We start from the raw sequence: 16816 nt of genomic DNA on the forward strand, positions 1-16816 counted from the left end.
TCATGATATAATATTATCAATGAAAACTATGTTTCGATCATTCACGGTCAAAGTCAAAACGCATTGACAAAATAGTGAGCAATATCACTAAATTTTATGCGTGAATTTTTGAGGGGAACCCATGAACAAACCTTTCCATTTGATGGCCAAACCCGTCAGCTACCAGTGCAATATCGCCTGCGATTACTGCTTTTATCTGGAAAAGGACCAGGGGACTCTGAAGCCCAGAAAACCTGCACGGCATATGGATGACACCACTCTTGAGGCTTATGTAAGACAGTACATTGAGGCTAACCCAGGCCCGGAAGTGGAATTCACCTGGCAAGGAGGAGAACCCACACTGGCCGGCATTGCATTCTACGAGAAAGCCTTAGCGCTCCAGGCTAAATATGCCGCCGGTAAACGCATCAGCAACAGTATCCAGACTAACGGCGTGCTGATTGATGAACCGTGGGCTGAATTTCTGGCGAGAAATCACTTCCTGGTCGGGCTTTCCATTGACGGACCGGCCTGGTTACATGATACCTACCGCAAAACCCGCAGCCAGAAGTCAGTCTTTCACAGCGTCATCAATGCGATGGCTTTGCTAAAAAAGTATCGTGTCGACGTGAATGTACTGACAGTCGTCAACAACGTCACTGCTGAGCATCCGAAGGAGATTTACGACTACCTGACCAGAGAGTTAAAAGCAGAATTTGTCCAGTTTATTCCGGCTGTCGAACAAAGGGCCGTAAACGAAAAATATGGTGAATTGCTCTACCCGCAGACACTTACCGGGACCACGTTGACAAGGTGGTCGGTATCGGGCGAACAGTGGGGGAAATTCATGAAAGGCGTTTTTGATATCTGGGTTCGCCGGGATGTGGGGCGCGTCTATGTGCAGATGTTCGACAGTTCACTGGCTGCCTGGCTGGGGGAGAAACCTTCATTGTGTGTCATGCAGGCATCCTGTGGTTTTGGGTTGGTTGTTGAACAAAATGGCGATGTGTACAGCTGCGATCATTACGTCTACCCAGAGCACCGGTTAGGAAATCTTCGACGTGAAAGCCTGGCAAAAATGGCAGCCAGCAAGCAGCAAAAAAAGTTTGGAATGGCGAAAACGGAACTCACACCCGATTGCATGCAATGTGAATGGCGTTTTGCCTGTCATGGAGGATGCCCGAAGCACCGCATCCACAAAAAAGGTGAACGCTGGCACAATCATCTTTGTGCAGGCTACAAAGCCTTTTTCAGCCATATCAACCCGTATATGCGCTACATGGCACAACAGATACAGCAACAGCAGCCACCAGCAAACGTGATGTCGGTGGTTGCTGTTATTGAGGCTCAGAACGCTACGACCCTGTAAATAATTCTGTGTAACAGCCACCGTATTAAAGGTGATCGCTCAGGTGGTCACCAACCTCGATGATAAAATGGCCATCGCCAACGGCTCAACCCCACTTCACATGAAGCCGTAACTAAGCTTTCTCATAATTATATATACTTATTCATATTAATTTAAAACAAACATTCATAATAAAAATATAATCTATTTGTAAAATTATTCTTTCACAACAGACCGTCAGGTATATAATTTCACCTGGCTTTTCAATTCGAATTCGTGAAACCTCAGGGAGGAGTAAAATGAAGTACGGAAACGTTGCATTATTATGCTTAACAATATTTTTGCTGAATGGTTGTGCAGAATCACCGATTGATGCAAAAAAAGTCGGTAGCACCCAGGCAAGCAGCCACAATGTGGGTAACTCAGCAGAATTACAACTAACAGACAAGGATATTTTTGGTAATGAAACCACATTGGCGGTTTCAGAAGAAGATATTCAGGCCGCACTGGATAGTGAGAAATTGAGTGTCCCGCTGCATTCCTCTGTTATTTTGGTTCAATCGGGAAATCGCGCACCTGAATTATCCATGCAAAAAGAAATGAGTCGTTATTATACAGTGGCTACTTTCTCCGGCATCCCAGACAGGCAGAAACCAATGTCATGCAATACCAAAGTACAAGATACCCCTATCAATGAAAACATGAATTATATGCAGGCCTTACGCTATATTGCAGCGAAAGGACGGCAAAAAACGATTGTTGTTTACTGGGAGGCGTTACAGTCAGGCCATTATGATGTCACCACAAAATCGACTCAATGGTCTGATTACAAGAGTGATAAAATGGCAGATGCCTCCTCTCTTCGATATTTGATTCGTTTTGCACTGGTCGATGTGGCATCAGGGGAGTGGGCGAGCTGGTCTCCGGGGAATGACGAGTATATCGTCCCTGCATCTCAGCCCAGCAAACCAGAGACAACGGAACAACAACTCGTTCAGCTTAAACAAAAAACATATGCTGCCGCAGTTAAGGATTTAACGACACGCTTTGAATAAATGATAGTTGCGTTGAGCCTCCTGCCACTATGAACAGAAGTGGCAGCGAGATTCATTTTATCACAGAAAAAAACCATCAATCATTCACATCTGAATCGATAGAAAGCCGCATGCATAATATATGTTACTTATTATTTTCCGTCGTATTTTCCTGAAGCAACATCCATCGACTTAATACTCCATTGAGTCGTTCATTAATCAGTTGTTCTTGTACCTCTGTACTTAACCCTTGCATTCGCGCCTCCTGATATTGGGTCAACAAATATTCCAGGGGTATATCCTGATTAAGAGAGCGCTCTGCCTGATAGACCACCGTTTTAATATAGGAAAGCGTAAACCCTTCTTTTGCCTGCTCTCGCTTTTCCAGAAGATCTGAAAACGCCCTTAAATCTTGTCTCGTTTGTTGCCAGCCACTCAACTGAGGGCTACTCTCCGCCCGCGTTTGCAACGTTTTAAACCACAAAGATGAGATATGTTGTTGCTGCTCATCTTCAGGCCACAGAGATTCTGCTGTTTGTCGCATTTGCTCGCCAAGGTTAAGCGACATTAATGGGGAAGCCTCAAGCAAATGCTGCATCCCCGTAGCATAACGTCCATTATCAGGCGAACTTAACCAGAGTAAAGCCGCCCCCTGCGCACTATTTTGGGCGCTTAAAAGCTGCTGTTTCATCGGATAAACCCGCCACCACCACAGACCGGCTGAAATTATTGCAGCACAGCCAAGACCGGCGATAAATCCTTTGGCGATAGTATGCCGAGATTTTTCATTCTGTGAGTTCTCTCTGGAACCGGAGCAAACCGCAATTCTGACATCAGGAAGTGCTGGTAGTGGAGGTTGATTCTCTACCGGGGAAGATACACTTTCTGGAGCATAAACCAGCGTTCGCACAGCCGCAAAGGATGTGGCCAAAATATCTTCGCTTTTCGGTTTCGGTTCAAGCCGCTTACGCGTGTTCTGCACAAAGTAGAGAAGATTCTCTACTCTCGGCTGGCGTGTCAACTCGACCTGCTGGAGCTTATTACACAATAGCTGCAAGGCTACTTCGGTGCGATGGAGTATCGCCAGGTCGGAATCAGAAAATGACAACTGTTGACGCAAGATATTGCCGGTCCGGGTATTAAACCAGTCAAGCATTTCACTTCGTGCAGATCCTGCCTGAGGCCAGAATTTATCCCATTCATGGGTTATCATCGCAGCCAGTAATTCTGTGCCTTCGCAGAAACCTATCAGTCCCTGCGTACGGGTACGCGCAAGGGTGTAATAAGCTACGGTATGGAGATCCACACCGTTTGTCTTGAATATCGCCAACGCCAGCGACTCAACCAGCTTCCAGTTTAGTTCCGGCTGAGAGGGATGATTGGACTTATTGATTTCTTCCCGGATAGCGCTGAACTCCGGCAATGCGCGCGGATCGGATCCGGTGGTAATGCTCTGAGTTTCCACAAAAGAATTCATTTCGCGTCCTTGGCAGGTGGGAATTATTTAAGAGTGGGCTAATGTGCCTTCCCTTCTTTGGATGATATTCATATGTTTGCTTCAACAGAGTTCATCAATCACAAGACTCTTTCACTCCATAAACTGTATGCGCTGGTGCCCGCGGTGCAGTGCTCCCAGGTAATAGATTCATAAGTGAACTCGATCGATTCTTCCGGTTGGCCAGCTGCATTCTCTACCGTATGCGGAAGCTGAAGATGAATACTGGCTATCCGGGCAGCGGTAAGTTTCAGCTTGTAATAAACTTCGTTAAGACCCGCTCGGTTTGTGCGATAAAAAATGAAATCACAGGTCATGGCTTCATTTTCATTAATTGCCTTCGCTAATAATGGCGATGATTTATCAACCGGTTTTACAATAGTGAGTGATTGGTGATTAATATTCTGCTGACGTGACATTCCATGGTTTAACCCCAGAATCATTATCTGGTCGCTGTGGCTTAATTGGGCTTTATTGCCAATCGAATCCATCGTTGAACATCCAGCAGAAATGAGCCCTTGTATTTGTCCGTTAAGCGTTAAATAAGTGATATTTGCCATAATTATTCCTTTTGCAGATTGCAGGCACGAAACCAGTGTGATGCCTGCTCCGGATATATATCAGGAGCAGGTAACGTTATTTAATAAAGCGTATCCGGCAGTTGGAACTGGCTAAACATTCCACCGCTGAATGGATTATCTTCCGTATCTGTATGAACTCGATAAACCATCGTTCCACCGTCCAGGTTAAATTTTACGGTGAAAGTTCCCTCCTGCACGCTGGTCAACTGACCCGCACTAAACAGCCGGAACTGAGCCCAAGGGCCGGTGAAACGAATACTTCGAGGCGAGTTCCCCGCAACCCCCACCAGCGTTAGCTTGCTCTCGTTACCTTCACGCATATTATTCGGCCAGACAAGATGGGCGGTGTAGCTTCTCCCTTGGCTGTAATCCACCAGTTGACCATCAAGATTGAGAACGCTTCGGCGCTTATTCCCGGAAAGAGATACCGTTTCCAGGGCATATTCCGCCCCCAGTCCATTCTGTTTACTGAAGAAGATATCGCGGATCTTGTTCGCCGCTTCCAACTGCTGCTGGATATCTTCACGAATAACAACACTGTCATCGCTATCAAGATTCAGTTCGTTCTCCATAAACAGCTTTAGATTTTGCTGATAAAAGAGATCCAGCACGCCATCGGGTTTGAAGAATCGCTCAAATGCATCCAGGGATACATCTTCGCTAGCATGAGGGTTAAAAGGATATTTATCGGCAAGTTGGGTATTGAACGTCGCCACAACGTTATCACGCCAGTCCAGTTCCATATAATGGACGGCCTCAACCATGACGACATGCCAGGCCTGATCGGCCAGTTTTCCAACCCAGCGATTAAGCGGCGCAGGTAACGTTTTTGCCATTTGTCGGGTGACAAAAATAGGGTCACTGCTATTCTGATCAAGCCGAAGCTGAACAGCTTTCAGGGCTGATTTTCCTGGCACTGGTGCATTCTGGATAGCCAACAGGTAACGATGCAGTTCGCTCAACTGCTGGTAAACGGCCTGCAGCGTGCTTTCTTTATCCTTCTGCACCGCCAACGTGCTGTTTTCCGCCGCGAAATCATGGCCCAACCGCGTGAGGAGGCGATAGTCAGGCTCTGCCAGAATGTCAGCTCTCTCTTTGTCATCCAGTTTTTCAGAAATCGCTGTGGGCTGCGTGTTATCCCGTAACGCTGTTAACGCCCGCTGGAAGGGCTGGTCGCCACTGATAATTTGCTCCAACGCCTCCGTCAGTTGCGCGATAGAGGCATAATCGCGCACATTAAGATTATCCATTCCGGCACGCCACGTAGCCGTGTAATCACTCAGATATTGATCGGTGAGTTGACGTTGGATTTCGGCCCGGTCAGCATCGCTGTATTTCACGCTTTGGGTAAGATTAAGAACCCAGGAATCCATTGCCGTCAACGTCACCAACTCATCACGCTGTTTGACAAAGTAGCTCTGTAGGCCGTAACGGGTGAGAAACTGTGGGATAACCAGTTTGCTATCGTCACCGGAGACAAAGACCGCCTCATAGGAGGAGCCAATCTGATCACGAATATTCAGGTCTGCTGGTAAAACGCCCAATGCCCGTGTTTTCAGGCTTTGGTAAACGCGCTGATAGACCGGGAGTTTGCTGAGTTCGTGCTGAGCAGCCACAACGGGTGTGCTATAAGGAGTCCAGAGACTGATCGCATCACCGTCTCCTTTCTGCCGGTCTGCATGCCAGTCGGTATGTGTCAGCGCATAATCCAAATGTGACATCAATTGCGTTTGTACAGTGCGCTGCCCATGAAAAGCCTCGCTCCAACGCTTCGCCATGTATTGCTTTACAACATCATCGTTGCGCCCGCTTTTATCTTCCAGCATCCGAATAACACGCAAAACGGCGAGTTTTTTCTCGCTATTAGCAGGAGCCGACGCCAGATCTTTGATGAGCCCATTCATCAAGGAAGGAAGATAGCGTTGCTGCAGAAGCTGCAAGTAGGTTTGCTCTACATAAGGACCGATTCGGCTTCCCTGATATAGCCCCATTTCCGATAGCCGACTGCGTTCACCCCAGTCACCGTAGGCCAGCGTCGCATCACGAACCGGGTTGAGCAGCGGTAATTGCAAATTTCCCAAATAATCTTCGCCCTGTGGCGGCGGAACGGACATAAAGGCTTTGGCTTGATTAAGCACCGTAACGCCAGCACGCCAGTTAGTGTTGTAGTAATAGCGCCAACCGACGATAGCCATGACCAGGAATACGAAACTGCACCCAGAAAACAACGCCAGTCTGCGGCGTGAATGCCGAAGCCAGACACTGTTCTCACCCGCCAGATTGGGCTCAGCCAGAAGCACCTGCGGAAATAAGCTGCGGATAAAATAAGGCGTCGTTTCTACCAATGGCCATGCTGCTAACGACCCTTTCCCGAGTCCATACTGCCGCGCAGAAGACTGAGTAAAAAGATCATCTATCTGCCCACGCTGTAATGAGGATGTGAGGTACACTCCCCTAAGCATGACGTCCATGTTTTCCCCATCCAGCAGACCCTGGAGCAATGTTTCCAGTTGCTCACGTGCCCCCTGCATTTGCCGCACAAAACTGAATAATGAACTGCGTGACGACGCCTGGCTTTGCGCAAGCATCTGGTCTGCCAGAGACTGGTTAAGCTTCGCCATCCAGGTTTGCCAAAAAACATTCAGTTCTGATCGCCAGACGTCCTTTTCATGGGCGTGGTGTGTGAACGTCACACCAAGGATCGCATCGCGATCTTTGCGGTCCAGAGACTGAAAAAGTGCCGCAAAACCATGTAAGAGATCCAGTCGGGTCAATATTACATACACCGGCAACTGGCAGTGAAGGTGCTGTCGAATATCCTGCAGGCGCTGGCGAAGTGTCATTAACAACGCTTCACGACCCCGTTTATCTGCGGTGAGAAGCGCTGGCAAATCCAGCGTGAGCACCAGCCCATTCAGTGGTTGACGGGTACGATGTTGCTCTAACCATGTCAACCAATGCTCCCAAAGACGACGTGGGAGCATATCGGTATCGGATTGTTCACACAGCCCCCCATCAACATCAAAAATAATGGCCTGCTTACCAACGTACGGAATGATGTCGTTACGCTGCTCAACCTTGCCACGAAGGGTTTCCGGATGATAAATAACATCAGAGGGATATCCTTCTTTAAGCAACGCTGTTTTACCGCTACCTTTAGGGCCGATAACCATATACCAGGGTAATTGCCAAAGGTAACGTCGACTATCGAGATGGCGCTGCAGTCGCAGCAACCAGCGATCGAGATAGCGTTGCTGCCTGTTCAATTCAACGCTAAGCGGATCATGGTCCTCCTGACGCAGCTGCTTTTGCTGTTTCTCAAGCAGGTGTAATCGGGCTATCACCCGCCAGGTCAGCCACACAACTGCTGCAAGCACCCATACAGCCGTTGCCAGCCAGCGATTAGCCAGCGGCGCCAACCATTTTTGATCGTAGAGCGACCAGGTCGGGCCTTTCCACCAGATCAACACCAGCAGAAAGAGCCAAGCCAGTGCAAGCAGCCATGCAACAGAAACTTTAAACCGGGGCATTGCCGGTCTGAGCATTGATTTCATCCCGCTGAACTTGCGGGGAGTGGGTAATTTGAACACAAAGGCTCCCTGTTAATCCCTGATTTTCTTTTCCAGTTGCGTTAGCAGCGCAGGCTCCCAGTCGGAGAGCCCTATCTGCTTCCCTGCTCTTAACAGCAGCCGATAGTGTTGCTGTGCAAGTTGTGCCATCCCCGCTTTTTCCTGTAGCTGTACGCTCAGAAACTGACGGTAAAATTGGTCACGCGGTTCGCCCACAGAGAGCGATTCCAGATACAGTAAAGCGGGTACGATCCCTTGCTCTTCGAATAATTGATGTGCCGTCTGCGATTCTTCATGAATGTGACTGCCCCCTCTCTGCTCAGTGGCAGAGGGTGCTTCCAGCCACATCCGAGTGGCATCGGCGATAAAAGGCATGTGGTCGTTGAAACATAAAGAGTGCAGCATAGGCAGGCGTTCCAGAAACCGAACGGTTTCTTCACGAATAACCAGAGCCACCTCTTCATAACCCAGCAGCAGAGCTATCTGGGCGGAAAGGTAATGTCCATCGAGCCAGTAGGGCGCTAACAACAGACTCTTTTCCACCTGCTGCCAAAGCGGTAAATCCGCTCCTTTCAAACGAGCCTGATAATCTGCAACCATATCAACAGGTACACCCGCGAGTTGAGTTCTTCCGCCGCTGTCAGCCTGTGGCGCCGCGGTAATGGTATGCCAGACTGCATGACGTCTTATGCGGTAGCCTAAAGGCAATGAGGGCTGGGCCTCGCAGAGCAGGTTGGCCACTTTCAACAATGAATCACGCCAGGCTTTGTCGTCACGGTTATCGATGGTTATCGGTGGCATCAATGCAGACGAATGCGTGTTCTTATTCGTCTCAACGGCTACTTGCCCCTGTGATGCATGTGCGGTATCAGGCTCAGAATGCTCAGGCAAAGAGGGCGAGATTTCGACATTGTTGAAAGCGCGTTGGTATTGCGCGATGAGATTTTCTGTCGCCTGACCTAATATTGGCGAACCGTTTTCTTGCCAGTGCTGTCGTAATGTTGCCAATCCGGCAAGTAGCTGGTCACTCTGAACGGCATCTTTTCCTTCTGTAAACAACGCCATACCACTCTCAAACCGTTTCAATACCTGTAAAGCAAGCCTTTGTTTTTGTATGGCATTTTGTGGCGACGCCACTGTCCAAAAATGCTCTACGTAGATCACCAAAAGACGCACGGCTAAAACAGTATTACCGGCATGCTGGAAGATGCGAAGCAGGTGTGCCAGCAAACGGAAATCTTTACTTTCTGTCGCCAGCAATCGCAAGCCACGGCGTTGAATTTCCGGAATATCCAGTTTGCCGTGAGCAAGGGCCCCCAGATTGACGATTTCACTGTCGATATAGTCCCAGTCAGGATTGTCATCGCACAGGGTTGAAGCCTGTTTTTCCAGTGGGATCGTTTCCAGCAAATGCGAAATCCAGACATCGGGGCTACGCAAATTCATACTCATGCTCCTTATTGCCCGGCCCAATGGCAGGCTTCCCGCAATGGCGCGATTGCCTGCGCCAGCCCATCGATATCAAAAGTGAGTTTTCCAGCACTGTCGCCTGATCCAATAACCATCGTCAGTGTTTTACCACCAAACAGTTGCTTGATTTCATCAATGCCAGATAGCCCACGACTGGATTCCAGCAGGAGGCCGTTTTCACGAATAAACCAGTGGCTACGAATCTGCCGACCATCAACATCCAGTGTGATCGCCAGATCATTGCCTTCCCGCTCCTTCATCAGGGCAACCTGCATTCGGGTAATATTGTCTACACAACTGAATGCAAGAATGGGACGCGGGGGTACATTGCCAATCGCCGGAGTCGTAATAAGGACCGTCGGATGTTCACCCGTGGTCTGGATCATCAGTAACTGAGTCGTGTTGCCCGAGCGTTGCTTCTCTTGAGTGAGCGCACGCATCCGTGACTCACCGTCGTAGCGAGCTTTGACTAGCGCCCCCTCAAACCCCATGTGTTCTGGTGTCAGAAGATGGTCATAGCAATCCAGGCGTTCAAGTGCTGCTGCAACCTGACGGCAGGACTGCATCGCTTGTAAGGTTGTGCCCGGTTCCCCCTGACTGCCAGCAAACGCTTCCCCGACGCAAATCGAGAGGGCGACTAAAATTATTGCCATCAACCCACTGGAAACTATTCGCATAGAACACTTTCACCTTTAACGGCAGAAGCGATGACATCCGGAGTTTCTTCGATTGCGGCCGTGAAATTGCCGCCCACTGTAGTCAAATGAATACGGGAGATAGACTTATCCGCCGCTATTTTATGCAGCAATAAAAGCGACAATGGTGGCAACATTTCCCCGTCAATAATTGACTCCAACATACGTGCACCATTTTCTGCCCGCGTAACTCGGCCCATAATTTCATCAGTGACGCTCGGTTCGATAATGACCTCCGCATCAAAACGACGTCGAAGAACGTTTTCCAGACGCACCAGCTTTCCGGAAATGATGTCGGCGAGAGTGTCATTTGTAAGAGGCAAGTAGGGGATCACTTCCATGCGAGCCAACAGCGCTGGTTTAAAGAAATCGGCCAGTATCGGATAAAGCGCCTCTGTCATAACGTCTGGATTTTCAGCGTGTTCAACAATGACCTGATACCCCAAATTTGAGGTCAGGAAGAAAACGATGTTTTTACAATCGATAAGCCGTCCTTCGCCATCCGCCATTTCACCTTTGTCGAAGGCCTGATAGAAAAGATTCAGCACATCCGGATGGGCTTTCTCGACCTCATCCAACAGCACAACCGAATAAGGTTTTTGTCGAATGGCTTCCGTCAATACGCCACCTTCACCATAGCCGACGTAACCCGGTGGTGAGCCAATCAGGCGCGAAACAGTGTGTTTTTCCTGAAATTCGGACATGTTGATGGTCGTAAGATACTGACGGCCGCCATAAAGCAGTTCTGCCAGCTGTAATACAGTTTCGGTCTTGCCAACACCACTCGGCCCGGCGAGTAGAAATGCCCCAAGCGGGCGACCGGGACGACGCAAATCTGCACGAGCTGTGAGCAAGTGTTTATGCAGGTGCTGAATAGCCAGAGATTGGCCTTTGATAGTCTCACCGAGCCATTGCGGTAAATCGGTAATGACTGACATTTCATTCTGCGAGAGGCGATTCAACGGCACACCTGTCCACTCAGCAATTACGGCAGCTATCTGTTTTTTATCTACATGGGCCGATACCAGCAACTGTGTTCGATGCAAATCAGCAAGTTCAGCGCTGAGTTGAGCCAACTGTTCGGCGGGTGCGAAGTTTGAAGAAATCGCCTCAGTTGACGTGGCATCCGCCTCCTCCAGCAACTGCTGGCGTAGTGAAATTATCGCCTGAACCAACGCCTGCTGTTTGGTCCATGCAGCCTCCATGCACTGAAGCTCATTACGCACCGTTTCATGTTGCTCCTGGATCTCATCCAGGCGAGTTGAATCTGAGCACAGGCCAATACGGATTTCGCGTGTAAGCTGACGAATTTCTGTTTCGTGTTGATGGCATTGCGTAGTGAGAGCTGACATTTGCTTCGGTGGCGATGAAAGATTGATCGCCACTCTTGCACAGGCGGTATCCAGAACATCTATCGCCTTATCCGGCAATTGACGCCCTGAGAGGTAGCGTTCGCTTAGACTGGCCGCAGCCTGTAAAGCTTCATCATCGATCAACACGCCATGAGCCTGCTCATAAACTGCTGACAGACCGCGTAAAATAATCGTGGCTTCTGCGGCCGTCGGCTCGCCGACTTTTACAAGCTGGAAACGACGCGACAGAGCCGCATCTTTCTCAAAATATTTTTTGTATTCGCTCCAGGTCGTGGCCGCAATTGTTTTGAGTTCGCCACGGGCCAATGCCGGCTTGAGGAGGTTCGAGATATCAAGACCACCCTGCTGGTTTCCGGCCCCGATTAACGTATGCGCTTCATCGATAAACAAAATAACGGGAACAGGCGATGAAATCACTTCGCTCATCAGCCCTTTAAACCGTTTCTCAAATTCCCCCTTTACCGATGCTCCTGCCTGCAACGCGCCCAAATCCAGGGTCATAATATCGGTGTGTCTGAGCTTTTCCGGAACGTGGCCCGCGATAATACGTAACGCCAGTCCTTCAATTAACGCACTTTTTCCGACGCCCGCCTCTCCCACTACCACAGGATTATTTTTGCGACGACGGCAAAGAATATCGATCATCAGATCGATTTCGTTATCACGACATAACACGGGGTCAAGTCGCCCATTACGGGCATCTTCGGTCATATTTTTTGCATATCGCGCCAGAAAACTGTCGCCATTATCTTTGGCAACCGATGCAGAACTACCGTCGCAATTTAGCGCGACTGATTCCGCAGATTCCCGCGTCCATTCTTCGAAATCTTGCTGCAGCCTATCGCGGTTAATCCCGGTCAACAACCGAGCGGCCGCTGGCGAAATATAGCGTAGGGGTGCATGTAGCAACGCGAGCAAGAGTACGCCGCCTCGCAATTGAGTCATTTGCATCTCGGCTGATGCGAGTAACCAGCCATCCTTGAGCCACTCCACCAGCATTGGTGAGAAAGCAGGATAACTCTCTGCGGCTCTCACGGAGGTATAGCTTTCTACGGTCAATGCCTGCTTCAAACTCTCAAGCGTGATATCAGCCTGCTCAGTAATGACCCGCAGATCACTGCGTGTCATAGCCAACATTTGCAGCAACACATGACTCACGGTGATTTCTGTCGCCTGCTGTGCCATACACGCCGAAGCGGCCATTTCCAGCGACTGTTTAGTGAAGGTATTAAGCTGCTTAACCAGCGTAGCCAAATCAATCTGAATCATAAGGTATCCTTACCTGGCAAGAAGACGGTTTAACTGATGGAGAATGTCCTGAGTTTGCGCATCGAGGCGCAACAGATAAAACAGATAAACCAGCACTAAAACGACGGCAGAGCCCAGGAAAACATGCTTGATCGTCAGGCGCGTAATTAAGCGATATAAATTATCCTGCGATTTGTTGTCCTGATGCAGCAGCGGAAAAGGTGCATCACCCCGTAGTCCATGTAAAACATGGTGGAGTCGACGATAAATTTGCTCGAACTCATCCTGCCCTTGCTGCGCAACTTTGTAGCGTCCACGAAAACCCAACGAGAAACAGAGGTATAAGAATTCCAGTAAATCCTGATAACGTTTAGGCTCGCGCATCAGGCGTTCCAGCAAAATAAACACCTTCTCGCCACCCCAGGCTTCATTATGGAAATGCACCAGCAGCGACTGTTTTATCCATTCATTTTTGTTTGACCAGCCGTTGCCCAACGCAGCTTCATCAATGAAAGTGCAAAGAATGTAGCGAAATGAAACGATGATTCCAGGCTCATAACCTTGTTCTTGCAGGAGTTGTTCTACAGCCTGAACATCGGTGACAACCTGCGCAAACAGATGGTCTGGCATTGCGTTGCTGTTCATTCCAGCGAGACGCATCACCATCCCAAGCAGGGGCGTTGCGGCATCAATCATCGGGTTGAGGCTATTACCTCGCAGCGTGAGTGAATAGTGCCGCTCACAGCCCCCTTCGCTGTCAAAAAATCCTCGCGTCTGTGCCGGATAATCACTCATGCTGGGATCGTTAATTTCAGCAGCAAAAGGGCCAATGTGTTCACTCATGGCCTTAATTCCTTATTGCCCACAGTTGTAAATCCAGTTCCGGGAACGTGCCGGAAATATGTAATGCCAAAGCGCCCGCTTTCACCACGTCTTGCCAGGCCCCTGCCCCCTTCTCCAGTTCAAAGTAGACATATCCATCGTGATAAGGCAGTTGACGGGGGGCAGCGGTGAGCGAGCGCAAAGGAACCCCAGGAACCTGTACGCTAACCACATTGCGAATTTTGTCAGTGGCTGCAATTTTGGACTGTTGGGTAAATTGAAGGATTATCTGGTTATGCGGCATCCGCGCCCGAACGGCCAGGATGAAAGAGCCAGATTGAAGCAACATTGGGTCGTTGACCGTCGCGAGATAAACACCGTCGGTGAAAATAAGCGGTAGGTTCTGCGCTCGCGGTTGTAGAACAATATTGAGCGCCCGACGAAGTTCCGGGATCACCGTTTTAAATGACAAGGTGAGATCGTGATGGTTATAAATATCCACGGTACAGGGTAAACGGCTGTTTTCCGTGAAGGTCATCAATTCGCCCAATAAGCGCACCAGATCCAAATAAAAAACTTCGGGATGTAAGGTATGAAGATGGGAGCGGTGGGTAAAATGCATTTGGCTGCGGTTAAGCATTTGTAGCATCATAAACTCCGCCACATCAGCAATACCGCTCTGCTCAGGTGATCCAATACGTTTAGCCAGGTCGGCGGCCCGGGTAGCAATAAGCCCCTGAATTTCGCCGATAAAACGATCCAGAACATGGCTGACACGTAACGTCTGGCAAGTGGGAATGAAACTCTCGTCCAGCACCAGTGCGCCCCCCGAAATTCGATTGCGGATCCTGCATAGAGGGAGTGTAATCATCGCACTCAGATCTTCTGCGCCGCTGACAATTTTTGGCGTCAACTGCCCAAGCGTCAGCGTTTGTACATCACCACCATCCGTGTGCAAATCTCGGATGTCCGCAAGGCTGACACTGTACCGGTCAGTGCTCTGACCAGAACTTTTCAACCCTTTAATTTCATTAATCACGCCACTCATAATCGGTAGCGCCAGGTAAAGTTCGTGGCTCTCGGGTGTGGCTAAAGCATCCGGAACAAAAGGAACAGGCAGCAGATCCTGGTCAGGGATGGAGAAAACAGTTCCGTCTGGCATGCACCCTACCGCGCGGTCAATCATGACTTTACCCTGCGCAAGCAGTTCGGTATTTAATGACAGTTCGGTAAATCCCCAGGCAAAATCCCCTAAGGCATCCAGTCGTTCGCCAAGAATATAATCACTATGGCGCTGCTGTTGCTGGAAGTGCTGCGGTAGCGCAAACATGCCTTCCTGCCAGAGAACCCTGTTTTTCATTGTCGCCATCGTCACTGTTCCTCTTTTTTCATTTCAATACTGCTCTGCCGTACATGCACAAGCAGGCTGTAATGGTGTCCTGTGCCTTCAACCGGCTCGATGCTTTTCCATTGCGACGTTTGGTCATCGGAAAAATAAGCCACTACACCAATAAACTGTGTTTTTTCATCCATGTTGGCTGAGGGCAATGTTTTGACGGTATCGGGTAACAGGGTGAAATCCTGGTGGTCGATATAATTTTTCCCCAGCGCATCCGGTAAAGGCGTAGTGGCTATTTGGTCGTAATCAGCTGCCTGAAGCTTTGAATCGTCACTGAGATAAATAAGCTGAACATCTATCGGTGCAGGTTCACCCTCTGCATTTGCATTGCTCTCCGGTTCAGTCAGCAACGTCACAACAATGTCAGAGGGCTGCTCCGCTGGTTTTCCAACCTGGACATCGGGATTGCTTATCACCTGACCGAGCTTTTTGGCGGTCTCACAACCGGTTAAATTCCCGACCAGTACAACCAATACGCAGAGCAGGAAGAAATGCAGCTTCATGCATCTTGCTCCCGCTGTTTCTCACGTAGCGTTCGGTCGTATACCTGGGCATAAACTTCGTTAAACAACATGGCGAAGCCTTGCTGCCGATCCGAGGCCAATTCATCGTAATAATGGCTATACATCTGCCATGCGCCGGCATCATCCAGCGCATGACGCAGCTCGTGGCTGCGTCGGTACTGCACAAATCGACGCATTAAATTTTGTGGCGAGAAAGCGTCGAGCATGACTTGCAGGGCTTCAGCGATCGCTGCCCCATTCGCTTCTTCGTGATGGCGAATATTGCGCAAACTTTCACGAATGGCTGCAGGGGCCGCAAGATGTACCGGGCTTTTCCCTTCAGCAAACATCACATCCAACACAGTGGAATAGTTCAGATTTAACCGTAGAGGGTTATCCTCTAACGGCCGTAAATGCTTATCGGAAAGACTGTTTTGACTGTGCTGTAAATCGAGTAAGCCCTGAACTGCGGCCTGCAATGCACGTCCGGCTTCCTCCAGAAATGCATCTGCATCCTGAGAATTTCGTACCGAGAGTGAACTCCCAAGACCACGTAATAATGGCGTCAACGCAAGATGTCTTTGCGTAATGTCCTCTGCCTCGAACTCATCATCGTCTCGTGGATTTGCATAAACGGGGGGTAAATCCATAAAGGCAGTGTCGATTCCACCGTTTGGTTTCAGGTCCGATTGAGGAGCCCTGTGACTTCGCGATGAAAAGCGATCTTGTTCATCTCTCGGCACCAGACTTTCCGTCTGCAAGACTTGCAAAGGATCAACAGAAAAAGCATTGGCGACAGTCGCACCTAACTGGTGACGATGTGGCATACCCGGATAGGCCGGCTGGTTATCCGTGGATAAAAGTGTATCTGCCAGAGAATCATGACTATTGACGATACTTTCCGGCGCTGCCATCTGCTCTTCATAGCTAATCCGCTTGCCTTCATGAAGAAAGACCTTTAACACCAGCGCACCGAGGCTAATCTCATCACCTTGCCGCAAACGAACTAAACCGGCATCGATAGACACAGGTGCCAGATTGATCATCATTCCAGGCATCAGGCTCTTCAGGCAGAAAGCACCATCATGCAAAAGAATGGAGCAAGCTCGCCCGGCAATAGCGTCCGCTCTGTCTTGCACTAACCAATGACAACCTTCTGCATGACCAATATCGCCCCCGTCATGGTTAAAGAGGCATTTTGCCGCGCGTCCACTCGCCAGTTCGTTACCGTTCATAACCTGTAACGTGAGAGATAACTCAGTCTGATGCTGTTTTTCGTCAGCCAAGGCTTGCTCCATAA

Annotated in this window: 12 protein-coding genes; 2 read left to right on the top strand and 10 right to left on the bottom strand. The window is 49.3% G+C overall.

The window, feature by feature from the left end:
* The first annotated feature begins 121 nt into the window (after positions 1-121).
* Both VH187_RS23100 and VH187_RS23105 read left to right on the top strand, forming a co-directional pair.
* Entirely contained in the window at positions 122-1348 is a 1227-nt protein-coding gene (locus tag VH187_RS23100) for an anaerobic sulfatase maturase (protein ID WP_329703767.1), read from the top strand.
* Positions 1349-1626: 278 nt separating this feature from the next.
* Positions 1627-2382 (top strand): lipoprotein YafT, encoded by a 756-nt coding sequence (locus tag VH187_RS23105; RefSeq protein WP_329703768.1) that lies wholly within the window; start codon positions 1627-1629, stop codon positions 2380-2382.
* Positions 2383-2506: 124 nt separating this feature from the next.
* On the opposite strand, the gene VH187_RS23110 is transcribed toward VH187_RS23105, so the two are convergent.
* The 10 genes from VH187_RS23110 to tagH form a co-directional block, all read right to left on the bottom strand.
* A complete protein-coding gene (locus tag VH187_RS23110) occupies positions 2507-3838 on the bottom strand; it encodes a VasL domain-containing protein (protein WP_329703769.1) in 1332 nt (443 codons plus the stop codon).
* Between the two features lie 98 nt (positions 3839-3936).
* Entirely contained in the window at positions 3937-4416 is a 480-nt protein-coding gene (locus tag VH187_RS23115; RefSeq protein ID WP_329703770.1) for an Hcp family type VI secretion system effector, read from the bottom strand.
* A gap of 80 nt (positions 4417-4496) precedes the next feature.
* Positions 4497-8027, bottom strand: coding sequence for a type VI secretion system membrane subunit TssM (gene tssM / locus VH187_RS23120; protein WP_329703771.1), 3531 nt, complete (start codon positions 8025-8027; stop codon positions 4497-4499).
* 12 nt (positions 8028-8039) lie between these two features.
* Positions 8040-9458, bottom strand: a complete 1419-nt coding sequence (gene tssA, locus VH187_RS23125) for a type VI secretion system protein TssA (RefSeq protein ID WP_329703772.1) — start codon at positions 9456-9458, stop codon at positions 8040-8042.
* Between the two features lie 5 nt (positions 9459-9463).
* Positions 9464-10129, bottom strand: a complete 666-nt coding sequence (gene vasI / locus VH187_RS23130) for a type VI secretion system-associated protein VasI (RefSeq protein ID WP_329703773.1) — start codon at positions 10127-10129, stop codon at positions 9464-9466.
* Positions 10130-10143: 14 nt separating this feature from the next.
* A complete protein-coding gene (gene tssH, locus VH187_RS23135; protein WP_329703774.1) occupies positions 10144-12813 on the bottom strand; it encodes a type VI secretion system ATPase TssH in 2670 nt (889 codons plus the stop codon).
* A gap of 9 nt (positions 12814-12822) precedes the next feature.
* Positions 12823-13587 carry a type IVB secretion system protein IcmH/DotU gene (icmH, locus tag VH187_RS23140; protein WP_329703795.1) on the bottom strand — a complete coding sequence of 255 codons (765 nt, stop codon included), beginning with the start codon at positions 13585-13587 and terminating at the stop codon, positions 12823-12825.
* 52 nt (positions 13588-13639) lie between these two features.
* Positions 13640-14983: a type VI secretion system baseplate subunit TssK gene (gene tssK / locus VH187_RS23145; protein ID WP_329703775.1), complete on the bottom strand. Its 1344-nt coding sequence runs from the start codon at positions 14981-14983 to the stop codon at positions 13640-13642.
* A gap of 2 nt (positions 14984-14985) precedes the next feature.
* A complete protein-coding gene (tssJ, locus tag VH187_RS23150; RefSeq protein ID WP_329703776.1) occupies positions 14986-15516 on the bottom strand; it encodes a type VI secretion system lipoprotein TssJ in 531 nt (176 codons plus the stop codon).
* Positions 15513-16814 carry a type VI secretion system-associated FHA domain protein TagH gene (gene tagH / locus VH187_RS23155; RefSeq protein WP_329703777.1) on the bottom strand — a complete coding sequence of 434 codons (1302 nt, stop codon included), beginning with the start codon at positions 16812-16814 and terminating at the stop codon, positions 15513-15515. Before tagH ends, tssJ begins: the two co-directional genes overlap by 4 nt.
* Between the last annotated feature and the right edge of the window lie 2 nt (positions 16815-16816).

The organism is Scandinavium sp., assembly GCF_036271055.1.
Classification (GTDB): Bacteria; Pseudomonadota; Gammaproteobacteria; order Enterobacterales; family Enterobacteriaceae; genus Scandinavium.